Below are 20376 nucleotides of genomic sequence, written 5' to 3' on the forward strand. Positions count from 1 at the left end.
GGCTTTTAATCAATAACATTGAGTGTTTTTATGGTTTTATGACATTTATTTCAATGACCATCTATCGATAAAAGTTGACTTTAGTCGTCATTACACATAATATTTTTTAATTTTATATCAACTAAAACAACAACGATATGAAGAAAAAACTACTCAATTTATTTATGATTTTTGGTCTTTTTGGTAGCCTTATGGCACAAGAATACATTACGCCAGATACTGGTATAACTTATACTTTAGACGACCTTGTCGCTGCTAGTCCCGCAACAATATCTGTCTCAGGAACCACTTATACCTTAACAGACAATCTTACTATTTCTTCAACAGATACTTTTCTTATAGATACAGATCTCACTTTAGAAATTGGAGCAGATGTAAGAATTACGGTTTATGGAACATTTAATGTAAATGCAGATAATACTACTTTTACGGCAATTGATACAAACTTGCCATATGATGGCTTCCGTTTTGAAGAGTTTTCTAATGTTAATATTCAAAATGCTACCATTCAATATGGTGGAGGCTTACGTGTTTTAACGGAAACCTTTACTATTAATAATTGTACAATAACTAACAATGTTTCTGGTGTAGCTACTGGTGGTGTTATTGCATTGTCTAGAGGTATGGCTCAGATAACTAACAATACAATTACTTTTAACGAAACTCCTGCTATTAGTTCCGGTGCAAATAGTGCTGTATCTCCTTATATATTTAATAATTATATAGAAGGAAACAACCAAGCTAATGCTAATAGACCACAAATTAATATGGGGACAACTATGGTAAATGAGCCAATTCAAATTATTCAGAATACTATAAAAGGTGACCGTAATTTAACTCAAGCAGGAGGAATAGCAGTTTCTAATTTTGTTGGAGGAGTCATTAACGCGGTGATTGATAACAATATAATAGTAGACAATCGTTATGGTATTGCTATACTTGGTGATAATGCTTCTGGATTTATTAGAAATAATGTTATTGAAGATAATGATATTCAAGGAAACCCTAATATAGGTGGAAGTGGTATTTCATTAAATGCAACTAATGAAGGCATGGATATTATTGCGAGTGGAAATGAGATACGTAGAAATTTATGGGGAATTACACTACAAGGAGAATCAAATATCAATTTAGGTGATGATGCTGACAATGTAGGGGAAAATGTGTTTTCTGAAAATGGTAATGGAGGCGTTACGTATGCCCTATATAACAATACTGATAATACTGTGACGGCATTACATAACTGTTGGGATGAAGCCAATGCACCTAATACTCTTGCAGATGCCGAAGCTGTTATTGGACACCAAAACGATAATGCAACTTTGGGCTTAGTTACATTTGATCCTGTAAATTGCGCATTCTTAAGTGTTAATGAACTCACGTTAAATGATATTTCTGTATACCCAAATCCGACGGAAGGTGAACTAAACTTGGATAACAATGCATTATATACACAACTGTATGTATACAGTATTGATGGAAAATTAATAACACAAAAACCACTTGAATTTGGTAAGAATACATTACATCTTGATTTAAATTCAGGGATTTATATGTTACAATTACAAGGTGAAAACGCTAAGGCAATTAAAAAACTTGTAGTAAAATAATTATTATATTCTATTAAATAGAGCTGCCTTAAAAGTGAATTTTTAGGGCAGCTTTTTTATTTTAGAGATTGCTTATACTAAAAGTGTTGTTATCATTATTTAGTCATATATTCTGATAATCTCACCATTTCCTTTCCCTTTTACACTTCTTACATATCCGTTTATAACTTTGTTCATTGGTATTGGGTTATGTCCTGGAAAAGTATCTTTATATTTTTCGTAAGCGTCTTCAACCATTCCTGAAGACACCACGTTAACTCTAATTCCGTTTTCAATTTCGAGTGCTACAGCTTTTACAAAACTGTGAATAGCTCCATTTACCATTGCGGCACTTGTTGTTTGTACAACGGGATCATCTGCTAAAATACCTGTTGATAAGGTTATTGAACCATTTTGATTTAAATAGTCTTTTCCAATACGAACAAGGTTCACTTGTCCCATAAGTTTACTTTTTAATCCTATATAATAATCTTCTTCAGTAAGATTATTAAAATCATCCCATTTTGCCTCTCCGGCAATACATATTATAGCATCTAATTTTCCTATTTTATCAAACATAGATTTGATAGACTTGCTGTTGGCAATATCTACAGTGACATCTGCATTTGAGCGACTAGCTATTACTATTTCGTTATCTTTTTTTAAATGGGATACAACTGTTTTTCCTATTGTTCCATGACCTCCGATGATTACTATTTTCATATGTTTTGTTTTAAGTTATACATTGATTTTTATCACATTATATTTTCTTCTTTCTTATTTTATAAATTGTTAAGGTTGCAATAACACTCCAAAGTAAGTTGGTTACAAATGGAGAAATTGTATTATAGCAGTAACCGTTTATAGCAATTAGATTTCCGCCGAGTAAGTTTAAATACTTGACATGTTTTATATATTTTGTGTTTTCCATAAGTGTGAGAGCAAAAGCAAGAATTATCAACCCAGAACCGGTCTAACCAAGAATGTCTATCATAACTTTTATATTTTGTTATATCGCTATATGTCGATGTGTTTAATTAAATTTTTTAACTTATAAAGTTAATATATGCTTTAATTGTATCTTCATTCCTTTTTAGATATGACCATTTTCCATGTCTAGTTGATATTAAAATTCCGCATTTTTCCATATTAGTTAAATAGGTTGAAATGGTAGATTGAGAAAGTCCGGCTTTCTCTTGAATATAAGTTACACAAACCCCATCGTTAAAATGCTTTAATGTTTCGTGTGGCGGAAAATGTTTTTCGGGATCTTTTAACCATTCCATGATTTGTACTCTGGTTTGGTTAGATAGACATTTTCCTATTTCAGTGGCTGTTTTTAAATTCATACTACAAACATATCTATAAATATCGATATGTGATAATGAATTAATAAAATTTTATAAAGTTTAGCCTGTTTACTTCTTGTTAGGACAGTTTTGCCTATGTGCAGTTGATTACAAGTTTTTTATTAACTTATTTTTTATTCGCTAAAACTGAGCTTAACTGCTTACCAAAGACCGCAGCTATACCTGCAGCCAATCCGCCAATAAGTCCTGTAATCAAAATTAAAGCATAAGGATTGCCATCTAATGGTAGAAGCACAGCAATACGTTTGGCTAAGGTAAAGTCGTTACCACTACTGAGAATAAAACTATACACAGCCCAAAATAAAAGAATGGCTAAGAATGGAATAAAAAATACGGCTACTTTCTTCAGTGGAATAAATAGAGCTGTAGCAAAAGCAGCAACCATTACAGACCACCAAGGTAGAAACAATGAGAGTACAAATGCGATTATAATAGTAACTATAAAATTGATGATATTTTTGCTCATTAGTTGTTTGGTATTAAGGTTTGTGTGCCAATGATGACATCCGTTACTTTGTCGCTTTGTAAAAAATTAAGACTATAATATTTACCAGCGGCCCAATCGTCTATAAAATTATCGTAATATTTACTTCCGGGATTTCCAGATTGTCCACCAGGATAAATACCTAAGGCAGTAGGAGGTGAGGTCATTTCTACAATCATTCTCCAAGACGGTCCCCAATTTTCAGATGTAGCGTTAACAATGTTTTTTCCTCCGCCAATAGGAATATCAAACCTGGAAAATGCAGGTAAAGCTTGTAGTAAATGGCCTGCATAAGTGCCTTTGTAATTCGTCCAATTAAGATCACCATTTTCAGTTTTCCAATCGTTAAGCTTTTTAACGGCTTTTCTAAAGCTTATTAGAAATAAATCTTTGGCTGTTTCCTTTTCAGGTGTGTCTAAAATATCCATAAAGGCATCATCGCCTTTAGTTTTTAATAAGTAAATGGTTTGATAGGTAAATGGAGTCGTTATAGCTGTGTCTTCTACATCAAATTCATCCCAAACCATATTGTAAAGGATACTCCACCAAGCTTTCCAGATGCTTGGACCTATTTCTTCCATGTCATTATTATATTGCCATGCTTTGGCGATGCTGTAAATTTCTTTTTCCTCTTCGGTTAGGTTAGAAACATCCATAGTTTCTAACATATATGGCATGAGTTCTGAAGCTTTAAGATTGTAATTGTTATTATGCAAATCTTTAAAATCTTGAACGCTAAACTGTTCTTTGGATCTAAAAAAATCATTTATCACACGATTTCTGTAGGTTTCATAACCATCATTAAACACAAAATAGGGATAGGCTTCATCAACTGGAGTTTGGTTTGCAGAACTCACAAAACCACGTTTTGGGTTTTTGGTGTGAGCATTAAATTCTTGCGGAATAAAACTCTGCCAATCGTTTTCAGATTTACTGCCATCCATAATAAATTTTCCTTGGCCTTCCCATTTATTTGGCAGTTTTCCCTGTACCCAAATCGCAATATCTCCCTCTGTTGATGCAAAAACAAAGTTTTGAGCAGGTGCTGTATAGCTGCTTATAGCTTTTACATAATCTTTGTAATTTTTAGATTTATTGAGCTCTAAAAACGTTTTTTGATTGTTACCTCCAATATGTCCAATCCATTTCATGGCATATCCTTTTTTGGCGTTATCAGATTTAAAATTATCATCGTAAAACACAGGGCCATGATGTGTGTAACGGATAGTATCTTTATAATTTTCTTTTCCTTTTATTTTAATATCTTCTATTCTATAAGTAACATCTTTCCAGTCGTCATCAAACTTATATTTTGTACCATCTTCGTTAAATTCAATTTTATACCAGTCAATAACATCTCGTGTAGCATTAGTTTCTCCCCAAGATATATATTGGTTAAAGCCAGATATAACGCCTAAGGCTCCTGGTAATGTTGCTCCAAAAGTATTATGAGTTGGTGTGCTTAATTGCATAACAAACCAGATAGAGGGTAAATTGAGTCCTAAATGCGGATCGTTTGCTAAGATTGGGTTTCCGGTTGTTGATTTGCTGCCAGATACTGCCCAGTTATTACTACCATAGTTTGGGTCTGGTTTGTCAATTACTGTAGCAATAGAATCTAAAACAGGCTCGCTATTTGGCATTGGTGTTTGTGGTATATCTATATAGCTCCAATCATTATCTTTTGGAATTATAGGATCTGTAACATCAAAAAAATCAGGGAATAACAAATCAAAACGTTCTTTTCCAAACAAGCGTAAGGCATTCGTGTATTCAATATCTTCATCGCCACCAGCTAACATCTTGGTCATGTACATTAAAAGCAAAGCTGTTTTTTTAGGCGTCCAAGCTTCGGGTTTATAGTCGAGTAATTTATATTCAACAGGGATTTTGTCAGTTTCTAATTGATTAATATAGCTGTTTATACCCGCTGTATAGGCATCTATATATGCTTTTGTTTCTTCATCTTCATTCATTTTTAAAAGTGATTGCTCTGCTCCGTAGCCCATGCCACGTCTGCGTTCTTGCCTGTCGTAGCTTAATGCAGACTCACCAATAATTTCAGATAAACGACCTGCTGCGGCATAGGTTTGAAATTCCATTTGCCATAATCTGTGTTTTGCTGTAATATAACCTTGTGCTCTGTATAAGTCGGTTTCGTTTTGAGCAAATACATGTGGAATTAATTCGGCATCATAATGAACCGTGACTTTATCTTTTAATTCGGGAATAGAAATGTTTCCAGAAATTGATTCATCGGTTTCATTTTGCCAAACACCAGAATAAGGATTTAGAAATTTGCCTATTGGAGGAATAGAACCAAATTTGGTATTGAGCGCATAAAAAATGCCTATCGTTAAAACGAAAGATAATAGGAGTTTGAATATTTTCATGAAGTTGAATTATAGACGAATTTAAAAATAGTAATTATTATGGTGATTTTAAAATACGAATCGTATTAAATTATTTTCGAGGCGTTAGTTTTAAAAAAGGATAGTGACTTTGTATTAGGGATTTACACAAAGAGTCCTATGCTTAACGGAAGGTTTACAGAGATGAAAAAGGAATTTTTAAATTGAAGAACAGATTAGCTAATCGCTGATATTATAGGCTAAAAAAATTAGCGAAGTACCAATTTTTTAACCACTTCTTTTCTAAGCGATTCGTTAAGCATTTTTATTATCTTTTCTGTTCCATAGCTTAATTCTTCACGAAGTACACTAGAGCTGAGTTGTACATAAAGTATATCGTGTTTTAATTCTATTGCTGTTGTATAATTATTAACGCCATTTCCCATCAGATTTGTCCATGCCTCACGTACATCTACTTTGTCTAAACCAGATTGTAAATTGTTGGTTTGTACAAATTCTTTTAGAATGTCTTGTATAGGTTGGTTTTCGTTTTTTCGTCTTGCCATAACTATTTTCTCTTTAACTATTTATCAATCTTGTTATTTTACCTTTAATATGAACCTTTGTGTGAATGACAAAAATTAAATTTAATAAATGTATCACTCTAAATCTAATTCTATTGAAGAATAACGTTCATAAAGATATATATTCTCACTATCATTAATAATGCGAAGTTGATTTTCTGTAGCTTCTAAAACCGTTTCTTTCCAATTAGCATATGGGGTAGAGTAGTAGATGTTTATTTTGTTATTTTCAATTTTTAATTGAATAGCTTCAGCATCACCAGAAGTGAAATAAGTGTTGTTAATACCCGGTTTTAATTTTTTTCTAAAACCTTTTAAATCGTCATTTATACTAATATAATCTACTGTTTCATTGAATTTGTATGCTTTTTTGCTGCCATCAGACATTGTAACTTCTTTAATTTCCCAATAGCCTTCAATATATTGAATGTCGTTTTCAGGATTTTTGGAGCAGCTAAAAATGCTTAACATTATGAGTGTTAATAATACCGGTTTGAAGTTAGAAAGGTAATTCATTCTTTTATTGTCTTTTAATAGAATTTATAGGTGTTTTGCGTTTGCTAAAGTGCTCAAAAAAGTGTGTTCTAGAATGCCATCAACATGTGTTATAATTTAAAAATTTTATAAGATTGATGTGTTTGTTTTATGACATCTTCTGTACGTTCTGCATGTGTATCGCTAATAAAAATCTGTCCAAAATGAGCATCGTCTACCAACTTAATAATTTGAGCTACTCGGTTTTCATCTAGCTTATCAAAAATATCATCTAATAATAGAATAGGAGACACACCACTTTGTTGTTTTATAAAATCGAATTGTGCCAACTTTAAAGCAATTAAAAATGATTTTTGTTGCCCTTGGCTTCCAAATTTTTTAATAGGAAAACTGTCTATTAAAAAGATTAAGTCATCTTTATGTGTACCCACACTAGTGTATTGCAATGCTTTATCTTTATTAATGGTTTTGTTTAAAAGTTCGTTTAATTCAGTATCAAACAAATCACTTTTATAAGTTAAGTCAATAGTTTCTTTACTCTGACTAATTGCTTGATAGCGTGCTTTAAAAATTGGAATAAACGTCTTTAAAAAAGCCGCTCTCTTTTTAAATATTTCACTGCCATAGGTGTGGAGTTGTTCATTATATATGGCAAGTGTATCTTTATTAAAGGTGTTATTTAGTGCAAAATACTTTAGTAGTGCGTTACGTTGCGTTAATACTTTATTGTAATTAATAAGTTCCGTTAAATAGCTTTTATCGCTTTGTGAAATAACACTATCAATGAATTTGCGTCGCGTATCACTACCTTCAATAATTAAATCACGATCTGCAGGAGAAATAATAACCAAAGGAATAAAGCCAATGTGTTCGCTAAATTTTTCATAAACTTTAGCATTGCGTTTAATGACTTTTTTCTGTCCTCGTTTTAAGGATACGATAATTTTTTCAGTACGTTCGTTTTTGGTGAAATGTCCATCAACTACAAAAAACTCTGCATTGTGATTTATATTTTGAGTTGCAATAGGATTAAAGTAACTTTTACCAAAAGCAAGATGATATATGGCGTCTAAGGCATTTGTTTTTCCGATACCATTAGCTCCAACAAAACAGTTGATTTTGGCGTCGAAATCGAAAACCTGACTTTCAAAATTTTTATAATTAACTAAAGATAGCGTGTTTAGATTCATGAAAAGATAACGTTATGCCTAATTTTACTGATGTAATAGGGCATTTTCAATATGTAATTAATAATTCAAAAATAACAAATAAATAGGCTTTTAAATCCCAATAAAAATTTTATTTTTGCGGACGCACAAAATGACAAGTTATGGCAACATATAAGAAAAGAGGCTACAAACCTAAAACCAAAAAAGAGAAGGAAGAAATTGTTGAAGATGATTCAACAACAGCAGAAGTATTTAATACTTTAGATGAAGGAGCTTCCAGAACTGAGGAATGGGCTGTTAAAAACCAAAAATATATTATTGGTGTGGTTGGAGTAATAGCTCTAATTGTACTAGGATATTTAGGTTACAATAAAATAGTAGCAGAGCCAAAAGCAAAGGATGCTATGAATGAAATGTACACAGCTAAAAAGTATTTTGATGATGCTGTTAGTGGTGTTGCTTCAGATTCACTTTATAAAATGTCTTTAAATGGAGGTGAAGGTAAATATGGTATGTTAGATATCATTAATGAATATAGTGGAACTCCTGCAGCTAATTTAGCTAACTATTATGCTGGTGTAGCATATTTAAACTTAAAAGATTACCAAAATGCAATCACGCATTTAAGCGATTTTTCTAGTGATGATAAAATGTTAAACCCTATTGCAAAAGGTGGTATTGGTGATGCGTTTGTTCAATTAGAGCAACCAGAAGAAGCTTTAGCATACTATGAAAAAGCATTTGCAGCTAATGCTAATGATTTTACAACACCTTTATATTTAATGAAAGCAGCAAAAGTTGCTATCAGCTTAGGTAAAAACACTAAAGCTTTAGATTATTTAAAGCGAATTAAGTCTGAATATTCTTCGTCTGACGAAGCTAAAGAGGCAGATGTGTTATTAGGAAAAGTAGAAGTAAGCTTATAATATATGGCTACTGTAAATCATAATTTATCGGATTACGATAAAACAACAATCCCAAACGCGAAAGATTTTCGGTTTGGGATTGTTGTTTCAGAATGGAATGATACTATCACCGAAGGTCTATGGCAAGGCGCTTTTGATGCTCTTTTAGATTGCGGCGCGATAAAGCAAAATATTGTGCGCTGGAATGTGCCAGGAGCTTTTGAATTGACGTATGGTGCAGCTCGAATGAGCAAAAGCATTTATGCCGATTCAGGGATGCTAGATGCTATTATTGTCATTGGCTGTGTTATTCAAGGAGAGACCAAACATTTTGATTTTGTTTGTGAAGGTGTTACTCAAGGCATCAAAGATCTTAATGTAAAAGGAGATATTCCAGTTATTTTTTGTGTACTTACCGATAATACCATGCAACAATCTATTGATCGTTCTGGCGGTATACATGGTAATAAAGGCACAGAAGCTGCAATTGCTGCAATAAAAATGGCTGCATTACGAAGAGATACAGTTTAAGTATACTGTTCTCTGTCTTCAATAGGAGATACCTGTTTCTAAAATAAGAGGTTTTTATCTTTTTAGGAGGAAGTTAAAATTTAATTTCACCTAACGACCTACGACCTACTGCCATTAACTCTGGCACTCTTTTTGTTAATAATTTTAAGGAATCCTTAAGCATTATTTCCTTGTATTTTCAGTACTTTTGAGATTAATCAAGTTTAATTTAAGAGTCACTTGTTTCAGCAAAGAAAAAATAAACGTTTTTCATATAAACCTCGCTTTCAGGATTCTGAAGAAATAAAGTCGAAGGACGACTTCGAGACCAAATGGAATAAAGTTAAAGGGAACGATAAGAAACGCGGAAGTGTTTTAACATCATTACCAGCTTTAATCATCATGTTAGTTTCGCTTTTTGTTTTAATTTATATCCTTGACGGATATATTAAATAAGGAAATTATGGGATTAATGAAAATGAAGAAGAACCGAAAGTATAATTATAAACCTCGCTTTTATAAAGGAGAGGGCAGTCCTTTTGAACTTAAACATAAATTTGATGAACACAGAACAACAGTATCTCCTGCAAAGGGTATAAAAGGTAAATTAAACGCTGCAATAAATGATTATAAGCATAATCCAGATGATGATGTGAATAAACGTGTTATTATTATAGTTGTAGTTTTAGTGTTGTTATTTTTATTTATTATTGGTTTCGACCTTTCTATTTTTCTTCCAAAAAGCTAATGTCAGATATTATTCAACTTTTGCCAGACCATGTTGCTAACCAAATTGCAGCGGGTGAGGTCGTTCAACGTCCAGCTTCAGTAGTTAAAGAACTATTGGAAAATGCTATTGATGCTAACGCTACTGAAATAAAACTTATTATTAAAGATGCTGGTAAAACTTTAGTACAAGTTATAGATAATGGAAAAGGTATGAGTGTTACTGATGCCAGACTCAGTTTTGAACGTCATGCAACATCAAAAATTAAAGCAGCGGAAGATTTATTTCAACTCAATACCAAAGGTTTTAGAGGTGAAGCTTTGGCAAGTATTGCGGCCATTGCACATGTAGAGTTAAAAACAAAACAAGCTACAGACGATTTAGGAACTACTATTGTTATTGAAGGAAGTGAAGTGAAATCGCAAGAAGTTTCGGTAACACCTACAGGAACTTCAGTTGGCGTTAAAAATTTGTTTTTTAATATTCCGGCTAGACGAAATTTCTTAAAATCAGATACTGTAGAATTACGACACATTACCGATGAATTTCATCGTGTAGCATTGGCACATCCAAACATTGCTTTTTCATTTTATCACAATGGAAGTGATTTGTTTAATGTACCTCAAGAAAATTACAGACAACGTGTGGTACATATTTTTGGTTCTAAAACAAACGAAAAGTTAGTGCCTGTTGAAGAAGAAACAGAAGTATTAAAAATTTCGGGATTCGTAGGTAAGCCAGAATATTCTAAAAAGACTAAATCTGAGCAATTCTTTTTTGTAAACCAACGTTTTATAAAGAGCCCTTATCTTAATCATGCTATAAAATCGGCATTTGAAGGCTTGTTAAAAGATGGGTATCACCCTAGTTATTTTCTGAACCTTACTGTAGATCCTAAAACAATAGATATTAATATTCATCCAACAAAAACCGAAATTAAGTTTGATGATGAGCATACCTTATATGCCATTTTGCGTTCGGCAGTAAAACATAGTTTGGGTCAATTTAATATTGCACCTGTTTTAGATTTTGAACATCAGAGTAGTTTAAATACACCGTATGATTATAGAGATAAAAAAGCTTCTACTCCTGCGATTGAGGTAGATCGCAGTTTTAATCCATTTGCAGAAGATTTTGGCGGAAGTAAACCAAAATCAACAAGCCATAATACCGGATTTAAATCAGCTCCTACAGCTTCTTGGGAAAGTTTATATGTTGGATTAGAATCAAAAGGAAATAATTCTGAGACAGACTATAGTCAGGTAACATTTGAAAGTGAGTCTAAAAATGAATCAATTTTTAATGATTCATCTATAGAAACTAAAAAAACGACCTTTCAATTACAGCAAAAATACATTGTAAGTACTTTAAAATCTGGGATGTTAGTTATAGACCAGAATAGAGCACATCAACGTATCTTGTATGAGAACTTTTTAAAGCATATTACAATAAAAGAAGCTACGAGTCAGCAATTATTGTTTCCATTGCAATTGCATTTTACTCCCAATGAAACTAAAATTATAGACGATTTAAAAAACGATTTAGAACATACAGGTTTTGTTTTTTCAGAATTAAGTGAAAAAGAAATTATCATTACAGGAGTTCCAGTTGGAGTGCCAGAAAGTGAAGTGTCTATTATTTTAGAACAATTAATTAGTGATGTTGAAAATGATGTGCCAGACACTAATTTCAGTGCTGCCGATTTGTTGGCAAAATCAATGGCAAAGAGTTTGGCAATTAAAAACGGGCAATCATTAAATAGTACAGAACAAGAACACATGGTAAATAGTTTATTTGCCTGTAAGGAACCTAATGTATCACCAACTAACAGACCAACGTTTATTACTATGGCGGTTGATGATATTGAGAAAAAATTTATGTAGAATATGAGGTTTAATATAACAGATGCAGTAAAACATTTAATCATCATTAATGTAGTAATGTTCATTGGAACAGTGACATTAGGTGATGGTCTCTTGTTTAAGAGATTGTTTACAATGTATTTCCCTACAAACGATTTGTTTCAGCCATGGCAAGTTGTAACACATATGTTTATGCATGGTGGTCCTGCGCATTTACTTTTTAATATGTTTGCACTTTGGATGTTTGGTACACCTGTAGAACAAAGATTGGGGTCTAAAAAATTCTTGTTTATTTATTTTTCTGCTGGTTTTGGTGCCTTATTGTTTCAACTAGGATATTACTATGTTGATTATTTTACGGCAATGCAAAGTGTTGCCGATTTGAATATGAGCAGTGAATTATTGAACAAGATAATAAATATAGATGCAACGTCTGGGCAATATATAAAGGGTGAAATTCTTCAACAAAAAATGATACCTATCTTAAATGAAGCAAATTTTAACACCAATATATCGAGTTCTAATTTTGCAGGATTATTTAATTTAAATGTTGTAAATACTAGTGCTATGGTAGGAGCCTCTGGCTGTATCATGGGAATTTTAGCGGCCTTTGGTATGATGAATCCAAATGCCAAATTAATGATGATATTCTTACCAATACCAATAAAAGCTAAGTACTTTATTCCAGGAATAATATTATTAGATGTCATCTCTGCATTTACAGGGCAATCCTTCTTTAGTCCAAGTAATACTGCTTATATGGCGCATGTTGGTGGTGCTGTAATAGGTTTTATAGTTATGTATTTCTGGAAGAAAAATGAAAAAGATAAATACCGTTGGAATTAATTATGAGCACTATTCAAGATTTAAAATACAAGTTTAATAATCTAGATGTTTTTGGTAAAATCATTGCTATTAATGTCGTAGTGTTTATTATTGGTCTTGTTTTTAATTCGTTATTACGAATTAATTTATTTGGGTACTTTGAGTTGCCATCAGGTATCATGGATTATCTATTTCAGCCATGGTCTTTAATTACTTATGGGTTTTTGCATAATGGTCTTTTTCACTTGGCGTTTAATATGTTATTCCTTTATTATTTATCGCGTATAACAACCAACTTGTTTCGATCCAAAATGGTTCTAAATGTTTATTTTTTAGGTATTATTTGTGGAGGATTAGCGTATTTAGCCTATACCAATCTAATGCCAACGTCATTGTTTTCTGGTAAAGGTGTTTTAGTTGGTGCTTCTGCTGGTGTAAGTGCTTTGTTGCTTTTTGTGGCTACTTATATGCCAAACACAGAAATTCGTTTATTTAATGCTTTTAACGTAAAATGGAAGCATATTGCTATGGTTATTGTTGGCTTGGATTTATTTAGAATGTTACTAGGCCTTAATCAAGGAGGTTATGTGGCTCATTTTGGAGGCTATGCGCTAGGTTATATATATGCCAATAAACTACTTAATGGTTCAGATATAGGAACAGGTTTTGAGCGTACAATGGATAGTTTTATGAGTTGGTTTAAACCAAAGTCTAATTTAAAAACGGTTCATAAAACAGCTAAAAAAAGTGCAACAGCGAGCAAGACTAAAACTGAATCTGATGCGTTAAATAAACAGAAGAAGATAGATTCCATTTTAGATAAGATTAGTAAGAGTGGTTATGAAAGTTTAACAGCCGATGAAAAAGCATTTTTATTTAAAGTGGGTAAAGACTAAAACAGGTGAAAGGTTTAAAATTTGGTAGTAAAATTATATTTGTAATCAATTCGTTGGTCGCATTTTTACTGCTTATTTCTTATATCTTACCTTACATTCCTCCTAAGAGTTTTGCTACCTTATCTGTTCTAAGTTTAGGTGTGCCATTGCTCATTATTCTTAATGTTATATTCTTTGTTTACTGGTTACTGCGTGTTAAAAAACAAATGATATTGTCATTGATGGTTTTGCTTTTAGGCTGGAGTTATATCAGTTCTATGTATAAGTTTTCGTCATCATCAGACATTAAAGACGACGCTAATTTTTCAGTAATGTCTTTTAATGTAAGACTTTTAAATAAGTTTGGTTGGTTGCCAAGTAAAACGGTAAAAGAAGATATTATTAAATTAGTAAAAGAGGAGAATGCAGATATTATTTGTTTTCAAGAATACCGAAGATCTGATGCCATTGAACTAGAAGGTTACTATAATTTTAATGCCACCTATACTGATGGAGTTAAGGGCGGACAATCAATTTTTTCTAAGTTTCCTATAGTAAATTCAGGTTCATTAGAATTTCCGAATACTTATAATAATGCCATTTTTGTGGATATTGTAAAACAAAGAGATACGATACGTGTTTATACCTTTCACTTACAATCTTCTGGGATTGATACTGATGTTGAAAAGTTAAAAAATGAAACTTCAGGGCACTTATTTAAACAAGTTGGTGCGACCTTTAAGATACAACAAGATCAGGTAGATTTATTTTTAGCACATAAGGCAAAATCTAATTATAAAACAATTGTTACGGGCGACTTTAATAATACACCCTATTCTTATATATACAGAAAAATAAAAGGTGATAATTTAAAAGATACGTTTGAAGAAGCAGGTAATGGTTTTGGTAGAACTTATGATTTTAAATTCTTTCCAATGCGAATTGATTTTATTTTGGCAGATAATGATTTTACGGTTAATGGATTTAAGACGTTTGATGTAAAACTTTCAGATCATTACCCTATAAAAACAACTTTAAAGTTATCACATTAGTCCACAATCTGCTGTGTCTGCTATAATGTGAATTACGAGCCCTAAGCCAAGCAATCGAGTCTTTTTAGGAATTAATAATAATAGGTAAACGGCAATAGCATAGTAGGAGTGAAGTGGGTGAAAATTGATGCTACAGCGGATAGGATCAAAAATAGGATTTGCCAATAGATGATCTAAATCAATCAGGATACCTAATATCATAATACAGTAGGCTTTTATCCAATATTTCTTATAAAACAGAATAGCAATAGCTAAAGGTAAACCGAAGTGTATGCCGTAATGAACAAATGACTGAAGCATTATTTTTCGGGTTTATAGTGTTTGTTTCTTTAAGTATAACTCTGTATTTGGACCTTCATTAAATAATAAGTCTAAAATACTAAGATTGGGTATAAAACCATGCTTTTCAGTAAAAACTTGGGTGTAAGGCTGAAATGATTCCACTTTAAAATTTCGCCTTACTAAGGTTCTAAAATCTGTTTTGTCTGTGGTATCTTTTTCAAAAACCGATGTGTGTTTTGGGGATAGATTTAATTGTAAACTATCTGAAAGTATATCGAAGCATTTTAAATTAAAATCCAAAATATAATCGAAATGTGTTTCAAAAAGTGGCATTAAATCGTCTATATAATACTCAAAAAAAGGCGACATACTATAAGCCGACTGTAAAGACTTTAAATGCTGAATTTGCCATTTTTCTTCATTAGCAATTCTTACATCCTTATAGAGCTGTCTGTTTTTTTGTGAGTAACTTACCGGAACTGTTAAGGCCAGTTTCCCATTAGCGCCATAGATTTCAGCACGATTTCTAAACGATTGTTTTTGATAATTATCACAAACTTCAAAATAAACAGAATCCGAATTAACAATTGCCCAAAAGTGTGCAATGTTAGGAAAAGAGGTTGGATATATAAGACTATTCAAAATTTAACTCTCCTTAGCTTTCTTTTTTCTTCTCCATTTGTTAAAAATGCTGATGCCTATAATAAGAACTATAAAAGGTATCAAATAAGATGTACGTTCGCCAGTTCCGCTTACAGTGGTAAAAATTCGGTCCCAACGGAAACGCCAATTTTTAAGGCCATCATTAATACCATCAATACTCATCCATATAAATACAGGTTTCCCGATAACGTGATCATATGGTACAAATCCCCATGCTCTAGCATCAATAGAGTTATGACGGTTATCACCCATCATCCAATAATAATCTTGCTTAAACGTGTAAGATGTTGCAGGTTTATCGTCAATAAATATTTGATTGCCTCTTGTTACAACTTTATGACCTTCATATTCAGCGATGGCACGTTTATAAAGTACAATGTTATCCATGTTTAGCTCAAGAGTACTTCCGGCTTTAGGAATCCATATAGGTCCAAAAAAGTTATAATTCCAATTGTGCTTTAAGTCGTGAGGAAATACGTTTGGATCTCTGATGCCTTCATCCTCACCATGAAAGTTTATTGATGCTATGTTAGGATGTACAACGGCTTTTTTAGCCGCTTCTTGTGTCGCTTGTACAATAAAGGTTTCGCGTTGGCTATCGTAACGAATGCCGTCAGTTATATCATATTTTTTTAGAATAGGCCTAACTTTTTGATTAAGCTCGTACATCGTGTTAGCGTTTATGTTATTAAAAACAACATCGTATGAAAACTGAACTTTTGCTCTATTTGGTAGTTTATTTTGCTTCCCATTAATATAAACAACTCCATTTCTAACCTCTAAGGTATCTCCCGGAATACCAACGCAACGTTTTACTAAGTTGGTCTTTTTATCAATAGGTTTGTAATAGTTTCTGTCTGGTGTAAACTTGTTCATATCCACCAAAGTATCTGCAGGTTGCCCAAATACAACGATATCATTACGTTCTATTTTTTCAAAACCTGGAAATCTGAAATACGGCAATTGGAGTTTGTTCATCCAAGAGGTGTTTCGTTCTTCAAAATGATCATTGAATAAGTACGACTTTGTTCCTAAAACAGGAATAGTGTCATGTACCATTGGTGCTCCAACAGTTGTCATTGGTGCTCTTGCTCCATAATGTATCTTACTTACAATAAGAAAGTCGCCTACCAATAACGATTTTTCTAAGGAAGATGAAGGGATAACAAATGGTTGAAAAAAGTAAGTGTGTACAATGGTTGCAGCTACAATTGCAAATAGGATAGAGGTAATCCATTCGCCTGTAGATGTTTTAGGTGTAAGTCTTCTGTTTTCTATATAATTAACGTCTGCTACATAGTTTAGGTAGTACAGATAAAACCCTAAAGTAACGATACATAAAAGGGCGTCAATTTTACTGTCTTTTCCAAACGCACGAGCCGTTTCTACCCAAGCAGCAGGAATCATAATAAGGTTTACAATAGGCAAAAACATTAAAATTACCCACCACCAAGGACGTGTGATAATTTTCATTAAAATTACAGCGTTGTAAATTGGTATAAAGGCTTCCCATGCTTTACGGCCTGCTTTTATATATAATTTCCATGTGCCTAAGCCATGTATAATTTGTAATACGAGTAAAAAGATAAACCACTGTGTCCAAGTCATACCGTTATGTTTTGTCTATATGTTGGTTGAAAATTATTTTAATTTGTTTCAAAATATTGGCAAGTTAACCAATGTTTAACACATCTTTCATGCTAAATACGCCTTTTTTGTCTTTAATCCATTCTGCGGCAATTACAGCTCCTAAAGCAAAGCCTTGTCTGTTGTGCGCAGTATGTTTAATGCTTATAGCGTCTATTTCAGAATTGTATGTGATTTCATGTGTACCAGGAACGTTTTCTATTCGTTTGGCATCAATAAGAATTTCTTTAGGTTGAGGTTGGTCTAAAGTCCAATTGCTATAATTGGTATTTTCTATAATCTGTTCTGCTAAAGTAATTGCTGTGCCGCTTGGTGCATCTAGCTTTTGTGTGTGATGAATTTCTTCAATGCTAGTTGTGTATTCAGGAAAATCAGACATTAGCTCACTTAGTCTTTTATTAATTTCAAAAAAGATGTTTACACCTAAGCTAAAATTTGAAGCGTATAAAAATGCGCCATTTTTTTCCTTGCAATAGTCTAATATATCTTGGTATTGATCTAGCCAACCTGTTGTTCCGGAGATTACAGGAACACCAGCGTCTAAAGCACGTTTTATATTTGCTACAGCTGTTGTAGGTAAGCTAAAATCTATGGCAACATCTGTATTTGAAAAATCAAAAGCTGTTGTTGCACTCGAAACTTTTAATGAGATAGTGTGGTTGCGATTTAGAGCAATTGTTTCAATGCTTTTGCCCATTTTGCCGTAACCAAGTAAAGCAATTTTCATATTAAAACTTGAAATTGAGTGTTAGTCCTAAGTCTGAAGTGTTTTCCATTTCATTGTATTGGTAATGTGGACTTAGACTTAGATTTTCATCGACATTAAATTGAAGTAAATGTGCATCAACGTTAGCATCAATAATATTAAGAGCATACAAGCCAAAGGTAATTAATAGCGACATTTCTTTATTTCGTCTAAATTGTTCTTGAGCTCTAATAAGACCATCATCTGAAATTAAACCATAAAATTCATCATCTTTAAAACCGGCTAATCGGCTTTTATAAGCATCTCTATAACGGTCAAACTGTTTGTCGTTTCTAACGTAAAAGTAAACGCCAGCTCCAATAGCTCCCCAAACAATTGGGATTTTCCAATACCGTTTGTTATAGGCTTGGCCTAAACCCGGAAGTATAGCGGAGTAAAATGCTGCTTTTGATGGCCTTAGAGGGTCAATTTCTTTTTTAACCAATGTTTTATTAGCTATAATAGGACTTTGGTCTAAGGCAATACTAGTACTGTCTTTTTCTTTTTGAGAAAATGAATATAATACCGAGAACATGCATAGTAAAAGTGTATATAAACCTTTATTTGTCACGTTGTACTAGTTTTTTTATTCTATTAAAATCTTCTTCAGAATGAAAAGGGATTGTTATTTTTCCGCTTCCGTTTTTTGCGATTTTAACATCTATTTTATGGCCAAAATATTCTGAGAATTCCTTAACTCCTTTCTTTATATGTTTAGGGACTTCTGTAGCAGTATTTTCTTTTTTAGGTGTCTCATCAGAATTAAGGTTCTTAACCAGTTGTTCTGTGGCTCTAACAGACAGTTTATTACTTATTATTTTTTCATAAACTTCAAGCTGGTCAATTTGGCTTTCAATATTAACCATAGCTCTTCCGTGTCCCATGGTAATAAAACCATCTCGCATTCCCGTTTGGATAATTGGATCTAATTTTAATAAACGTAAATAATTAGCAATTGTAGAGCGTTTTTTGCCCACACGTTCACTCATTTGTTCTTGAGTTAAATCTATTTCGTCTATTAAGCGTTGATAGGATAAGGCAATTTCAATAGGATCTAAATCTTGACGTTGAATATTTTCAACCAAAGCCATTTCTAAGGACTCTTGGTCGTTAGCAATTCTAATATATGCCGGAATTGTTGTTAGCCCAATGAGTTTTGAAGCTCTAAAACGACGCTCACCAGATACTAATTGGTAATTGTTAAAGGCTAGTTTTCTTACGGTTATAGGTTGAATAACACCTAATTCACGAATTGAAGAGGCGAGTTCTCTTAAGGATTCTTCATTAAAATTTGTTCTTGGTTGAAAAGGGTTGACTTCAATACTGTCAATATCGAGTTCTACAATATTACCAACAACTTTATCTGCATTTTTATCTTCTGCAGAATTAATATCGTTTTCAGGATCTTTCAACAAAGCCGAAAGTCCACGTCCTAATGCTTGTTTTTTTGTTGCTTTGGCCATTATAATTCGTTTTTCTTAATCAGCTCTTTGGCTAAGCTCAAATAATTAGCTGCCCCTTTACTGCTTACATCATAGTTAATAATGCTTTCACCATAACTTGGTGCTTCGCCTAAACGTACGTTACGTTGAATAATAGTGTCAAAAACCATATCTGTAAAGTGTTTTTGGACTTCTTCTACGACTTGGTTAGATAAACGTAAACGCGAATCGAACATAGTTAAAAGTAAGCCTTCAATATCTAACGCTTCATTATGTATTTTTTGTACACTTTTAATAGTATTTAACAGTTTGCCTAAACCTTCTAGTGCAAAATATTCGCATTGAATAGGAATAATTACAGCATCTGCAGCCGTTAAAGCGTTTAATGTTAGTAAGCCTAAAGATGGAGCACAGTCAATTAAGATATAATCATAGTCTGATTTTAAATCTATAATTGCCTTTTTTAGCATATACTCGCGTTCTTCTTTATCTACTAATTCAATTTCTATAGCGACAAGATCTATATGTGCAGGCATAACATCTACATTTGGTGCATTAGAAGCGATTATAGCTTCTTTGGCAGTAGCAGTATGCTCTAATACTTGGTATGAGCCTATTTCAACAGTATCTACGTTAATGCCCAAGCCAGAACTTGCGTTGGCCTGAGGATCAGCATCTATTAGTAATACTTTCTTCTCAAGAGCGCCTAGAGAAGCGGCTAAATTTACTGAGGTTGTTGTTTTTCCAACACCTCCTTTTTGATTAGCAATTGCAATGATTTTACCCATTAAATGATTTG

At 32.7% G+C, this 20376-nt stretch carries 23 protein-coding genes; 8 read left to right on the forward strand and 15 right to left on the reverse strand.

The features are described 5' to 3' along the window. Positions 1 to 137: 137 nt before the first annotated feature. The gene (locus tag VDP25_RS12365; protein ID WP_334470227.1) at positions 138 to 1610 is read left to right on the forward strand and encodes a T9SS type A sorting domain-containing protein; all 1473 of its coding nucleotides are present in this window, start codon (positions 138 to 140) and stop codon (positions 1608 to 1610) included. 99 nt (positions 1611 to 1709) lie between these two features. Here VDP25_RS12365 and VDP25_RS12370 read toward each other — a convergent pair whose 3' ends face one another. The 8 genes from VDP25_RS12370 to recF all read right to left on the reverse strand — a co-directional run bounded on the left by VDP25_RS12370 (position 1710) and on the right by recF (position 8063). Then, positions 1710 to 2312 carry a short chain dehydrogenase gene (locus VDP25_RS12370; protein ID WP_334470229.1) on the reverse strand — a complete coding sequence of 201 codons (603 nt, stop codon included), beginning with the start codon at positions 2310 to 2312 and terminating at the stop codon, positions 1710 to 1712. Positions 2313 to 2349: 37 nt separating this feature from the next. Next, the gene (locus tag VDP25_RS12375) at positions 2350 to 2520 is read right to left on the reverse strand and encodes a hypothetical protein (protein WP_334470231.1); all 171 of its coding nucleotides are present in this window, start codon (positions 2518 to 2520) and stop codon (positions 2350 to 2352) included. Positions 2521 to 2635: 115 nt separating this feature from the next. Next, a complete protein-coding gene (locus VDP25_RS12380) occupies positions 2636 to 2938 on the reverse strand; it encodes an ArsR/SmtB family transcription factor (protein ID WP_334470233.1) in 303 nt (100 codons plus the stop codon). A 127-nt stretch (positions 2939 to 3065) separates the two neighbouring features. Beyond that, positions 3066 to 3425, reverse strand: a complete 360-nt coding sequence (locus tag VDP25_RS12385; RefSeq protein WP_334470235.1) for a hypothetical protein — start codon at positions 3423 to 3425, stop codon at positions 3066 to 3068. Next, on the reverse strand, positions 3425 to 5836 hold the full coding sequence (locus VDP25_RS12390) for a penicillin acylase family protein (protein WP_334470237.1): 2412 nt from the start codon (positions 5834 to 5836) through the stop codon (positions 3425 to 3427). Before VDP25_RS12390 ends, VDP25_RS12385 begins: the two co-directional genes overlap by 1 nt. Positions 5837 to 6063: 227 nt before the next feature. Then, positions 6064 to 6360, reverse strand: coding sequence for a DUF721 domain-containing protein (locus tag VDP25_RS12395; protein WP_215924353.1), 297 nt, complete (start codon positions 6358 to 6360; stop codon positions 6064 to 6066). A gap of 93 nt (positions 6361 to 6453) precedes the next feature. Continuing rightward, positions 6454 to 6894, reverse strand: coding sequence for a lipocalin family protein (locus tag VDP25_RS12400; protein WP_334470241.1), 441 nt, complete (start codon positions 6892 to 6894; stop codon positions 6454 to 6456). An 89-nt stretch (positions 6895 to 6983) separates the two neighbouring features. Continuing rightward, positions 6984 to 8063 carry a DNA replication/repair protein RecF gene (gene recF / locus VDP25_RS12405; protein WP_334470243.1) on the reverse strand — a complete coding sequence of 360 codons (1080 nt, stop codon included), beginning with the start codon at positions 8061 to 8063 and terminating at the stop codon, positions 6984 to 6986. A 140-nt stretch (positions 8064 to 8203) separates the two neighbouring features. Here recF and VDP25_RS12410 point away from each other — a divergent pair, with 140 nt between their 5' ends. The 7 genes from VDP25_RS12410 to VDP25_RS12440 all read left to right on the forward strand — a co-directional run bounded on the left by VDP25_RS12410 (position 8204) and on the right by VDP25_RS12440 (position 14798). Further along, on the forward strand, positions 8204 to 8968 hold the full coding sequence (locus tag VDP25_RS12410) for a tetratricopeptide repeat protein (RefSeq protein WP_215924359.1): 765 nt from the start codon (positions 8204 to 8206) through the stop codon (positions 8966 to 8968). Between the two features lie 3 nt (positions 8969 to 8971). Continuing rightward, positions 8972 to 9478: a 6,7-dimethyl-8-ribityllumazine synthase gene (gene ribH / locus VDP25_RS12415; protein WP_215924361.1), complete on the forward strand. Its 507-nt coding sequence runs from the start codon at positions 8972 to 8974 to the stop codon at positions 9476 to 9478. Positions 9479 to 9920: 442 nt separating this feature from the next. Next, on the forward strand, positions 9921 to 10205 hold the full coding sequence (locus VDP25_RS12420; RefSeq protein ID WP_215924495.1) for a riboflavin synthase subunit beta: 285 nt from the start codon (positions 9921 to 9923) through the stop codon (positions 10203 to 10205). Further along, a complete protein-coding gene (gene mutL, locus VDP25_RS12425) occupies positions 10205 to 12067 on the forward strand; it encodes a DNA mismatch repair endonuclease MutL (protein WP_334470248.1) in 1863 nt (620 codons plus the stop codon). The genes VDP25_RS12420 and mutL overlap by 1 nt, the downstream gene beginning before the upstream one ends. A 3-nt stretch (positions 12068 to 12070) precedes the next feature. Then, complete coding sequence (locus VDP25_RS12430; RefSeq protein WP_215924365.1) at positions 12071 to 12892, forward strand: rhomboid family intramembrane serine protease; 822 nt, start codon at positions 12071 to 12073, stop codon at positions 12890 to 12892. A gap of 2 nt (positions 12893 to 12894) precedes the next feature. Then, positions 12895 to 13767, forward strand: a complete 873-nt coding sequence (locus VDP25_RS12435) for a rhomboid family intramembrane serine protease (RefSeq protein WP_334470251.1) — start codon at positions 12895 to 12897, stop codon at positions 13765 to 13767. Positions 13768 to 13772: 5 nt separating this feature from the next. Continuing rightward, the gene (locus tag VDP25_RS12440) at positions 13773 to 14798 is read left to right on the forward strand and encodes an endonuclease/exonuclease/phosphatase family protein (protein WP_334470253.1); all 1026 of its coding nucleotides are present in this window, start codon (positions 13773 to 13775) and stop codon (positions 14796 to 14798) included. Here the strand turns inward: VDP25_RS12440 and VDP25_RS12445 are convergent. The 7 genes from VDP25_RS12445 to VDP25_RS12475 all read right to left on the reverse strand — a co-directional run bounded on the left by VDP25_RS12445 (position 14790) and on the right by VDP25_RS12475 (position 20365). Then, positions 14790 to 15098: a DUF6122 family protein gene (locus tag VDP25_RS12445; protein ID WP_334470254.1), complete on the reverse strand. Its 309-nt coding sequence runs from the start codon at positions 15096 to 15098 to the stop codon at positions 14790 to 14792. The two genes, VDP25_RS12440 and VDP25_RS12445, sit on opposite strands and share 9 nt — an antisense overlap. Positions 15099 to 15110: 12 nt before the next feature. Continuing rightward, positions 15111 to 15722 carry a WbqC family protein gene (locus VDP25_RS12450; protein ID WP_334470255.1) on the reverse strand — a complete coding sequence of 204 codons (612 nt, stop codon included), beginning with the start codon at positions 15720 to 15722 and terminating at the stop codon, positions 15111 to 15113. Between the two features lie 3 nt (positions 15723 to 15725). Continuing rightward, positions 15726 to 17351 (reverse strand): signal peptidase I, encoded by a 1626-nt coding sequence (gene lepB / locus VDP25_RS12455; protein ID WP_334470257.1) that lies wholly within the window; start codon positions 17349 to 17351, stop codon positions 15726 to 15728. Positions 17352 to 17415: 64 nt separating this feature from the next. After that, positions 17416 to 18117 carry a 4-hydroxy-tetrahydrodipicolinate reductase gene (dapB, locus tag VDP25_RS12460; RefSeq protein WP_334470259.1) on the reverse strand — a complete coding sequence of 234 codons (702 nt, stop codon included), beginning with the start codon at positions 18115 to 18117 and terminating at the stop codon, positions 17416 to 17418. Position 18118: 1 nt separating this feature from the next. Continuing rightward, the gene (locus VDP25_RS12465) at positions 18119 to 18706 is read right to left on the reverse strand and encodes a DUF5683 domain-containing protein (RefSeq protein ID WP_215924379.1); all 588 of its coding nucleotides are present in this window, start codon (positions 18704 to 18706) and stop codon (positions 18119 to 18121) included. Beyond that, entirely contained in the window at positions 18696 to 19598 is a 903-nt protein-coding gene (locus VDP25_RS12470; RefSeq protein WP_334470261.1) for a ParB/RepB/Spo0J family partition protein, read from the reverse strand. The genes VDP25_RS12465 and VDP25_RS12470 overlap by 11 nt, the downstream gene beginning before the upstream one ends. Next, entirely contained in the window at positions 19598 to 20365 is a 768-nt protein-coding gene (locus VDP25_RS12475; protein WP_215924382.1) for a ParA family protein, read from the reverse strand. The genes VDP25_RS12470 and VDP25_RS12475 overlap by 1 nt, the downstream gene beginning before the upstream one ends. Positions 20366 to 20376: the final 11 nt, after the last annotated feature.

The sequence above is a fragment of the Winogradskyella sp. ECml5-4 genome, assembly GCF_036903175.1.
GTDB classification, from domain to species: domain Bacteria; phylum Bacteroidota; class Bacteroidia; order Flavobacteriales; family Flavobacteriaceae; genus Winogradskyella; species Winogradskyella damuponensis.

Excerpts from the sequence above, each read along its gene's own strand:
- mutL (WP_334470248.1), top strand. The coding sequence starts at position 10,205 with ATGTCAGATATTATTCAACTTTTGCCAGACCATGTTGCTAACCAAATT.
- VDP25_RS12420 (WP_215924495.1), top strand. The coding sequence starts at position 9,921 with ATGGGATTAATGAAAATGAAGAAGAACCGAAAGTATAATTATAAACCT.
- VDP25_RS12410 (WP_215924359.1), top strand. The coding sequence starts at position 8,204 with ATGGCAACATATAAGAAAAGAGGCTACAAACCTAAAACCAAAAAAGAG.
- dapB (WP_334470259.1), bottom strand. The coding sequence starts at position 18,117 with ATGAAAATTGCTTTACTTGGTTACGGCAAAATGGGCAAAAGCATTGAA.
- lepB (WP_334470257.1), bottom strand. The coding sequence starts at position 17,351 with ATGACTTGGACACAGTGGTTTATCTTTTTACTCGTATTACAAATTATA.
- VDP25_RS12370 (WP_334470229.1), bottom strand. The coding sequence starts at position 2,312 with ATGAAAATAGTAATCATCGGAGGTCATGGAACAATAGGAAAAACAGTT.
- VDP25_RS12475 (WP_215924382.1), bottom strand. The coding sequence starts at position 20,365 with ATGGGTAAAATCATTGCAATTGCTAATCAAAAAGGAGGTGTTGGAAAA.
- VDP25_RS12430 (WP_215924365.1), top strand. The coding sequence starts at position 12,071 with ATGAGGTTTAATATAACAGATGCAGTAAAACATTTAATCATCATTAAT.
- VDP25_RS12445 (WP_334470254.1), bottom strand. The coding sequence starts at position 15,098 with ATGCTTCAGTCATTTGTTCATTACGGCATACACTTCGGTTTACCTTTA.
- VDP25_RS12380 (WP_334470233.1), bottom strand. The coding sequence starts at position 2,938 with ATGAATTTAAAAACAGCCACTGAAATAGGAAAATGTCTATCTAACCAA.
- VDP25_RS12365 (WP_334470227.1), top strand. The coding sequence starts at position 138 with ATGAAGAAAAAACTACTCAATTTATTTATGATTTTTGGTCTTTTTGGT.
- VDP25_RS12395 (WP_215924353.1), bottom strand. The coding sequence starts at position 6,360 with ATGGCAAGACGAAAAAACGAAAACCAACCTATACAAGACATTCTAAAA.
- VDP25_RS12385 (WP_334470235.1), bottom strand. The coding sequence starts at position 3,425 with ATGAGCAAAAATATCATCAATTTTATAGTTACTATTATAATCGCATTT.
- recF (WP_334470243.1), bottom strand. The coding sequence starts at position 8,063 with ATGAATCTAAACACGCTATCTTTAGTTAATTATAAAAATTTTGAAAGT.
- VDP25_RS12435 (WP_334470251.1), top strand. The coding sequence starts at position 12,895 with ATGAGCACTATTCAAGATTTAAAATACAAGTTTAATAATCTAGATGTT.
- ribH (WP_215924361.1), top strand. The coding sequence starts at position 8,972 with ATGGCTACTGTAAATCATAATTTATCGGATTACGATAAAACAACAATC.
- VDP25_RS12375 (WP_334470231.1), bottom strand. The coding sequence starts at position 2,520 with ATGGAAAACACAAAATATATAAAACATGTCAAGTATTTAAACTTACTC.
- VDP25_RS12390 (WP_334470237.1), bottom strand. The coding sequence starts at position 5,836 with ATGAAAATATTCAAACTCCTATTATCTTTCGTTTTAACGATAGGCATT.
- VDP25_RS12470 (WP_334470261.1), bottom strand. The coding sequence starts at position 19,598 with ATGGCCAAAGCAACAAAAAAACAAGCATTAGGACGTGGACTTTCGGCT.
- VDP25_RS12400 (WP_334470241.1), bottom strand. The coding sequence starts at position 6,894 with ATGAATTACCTTTCTAACTTCAAACCGGTATTATTAACACTCATAATG.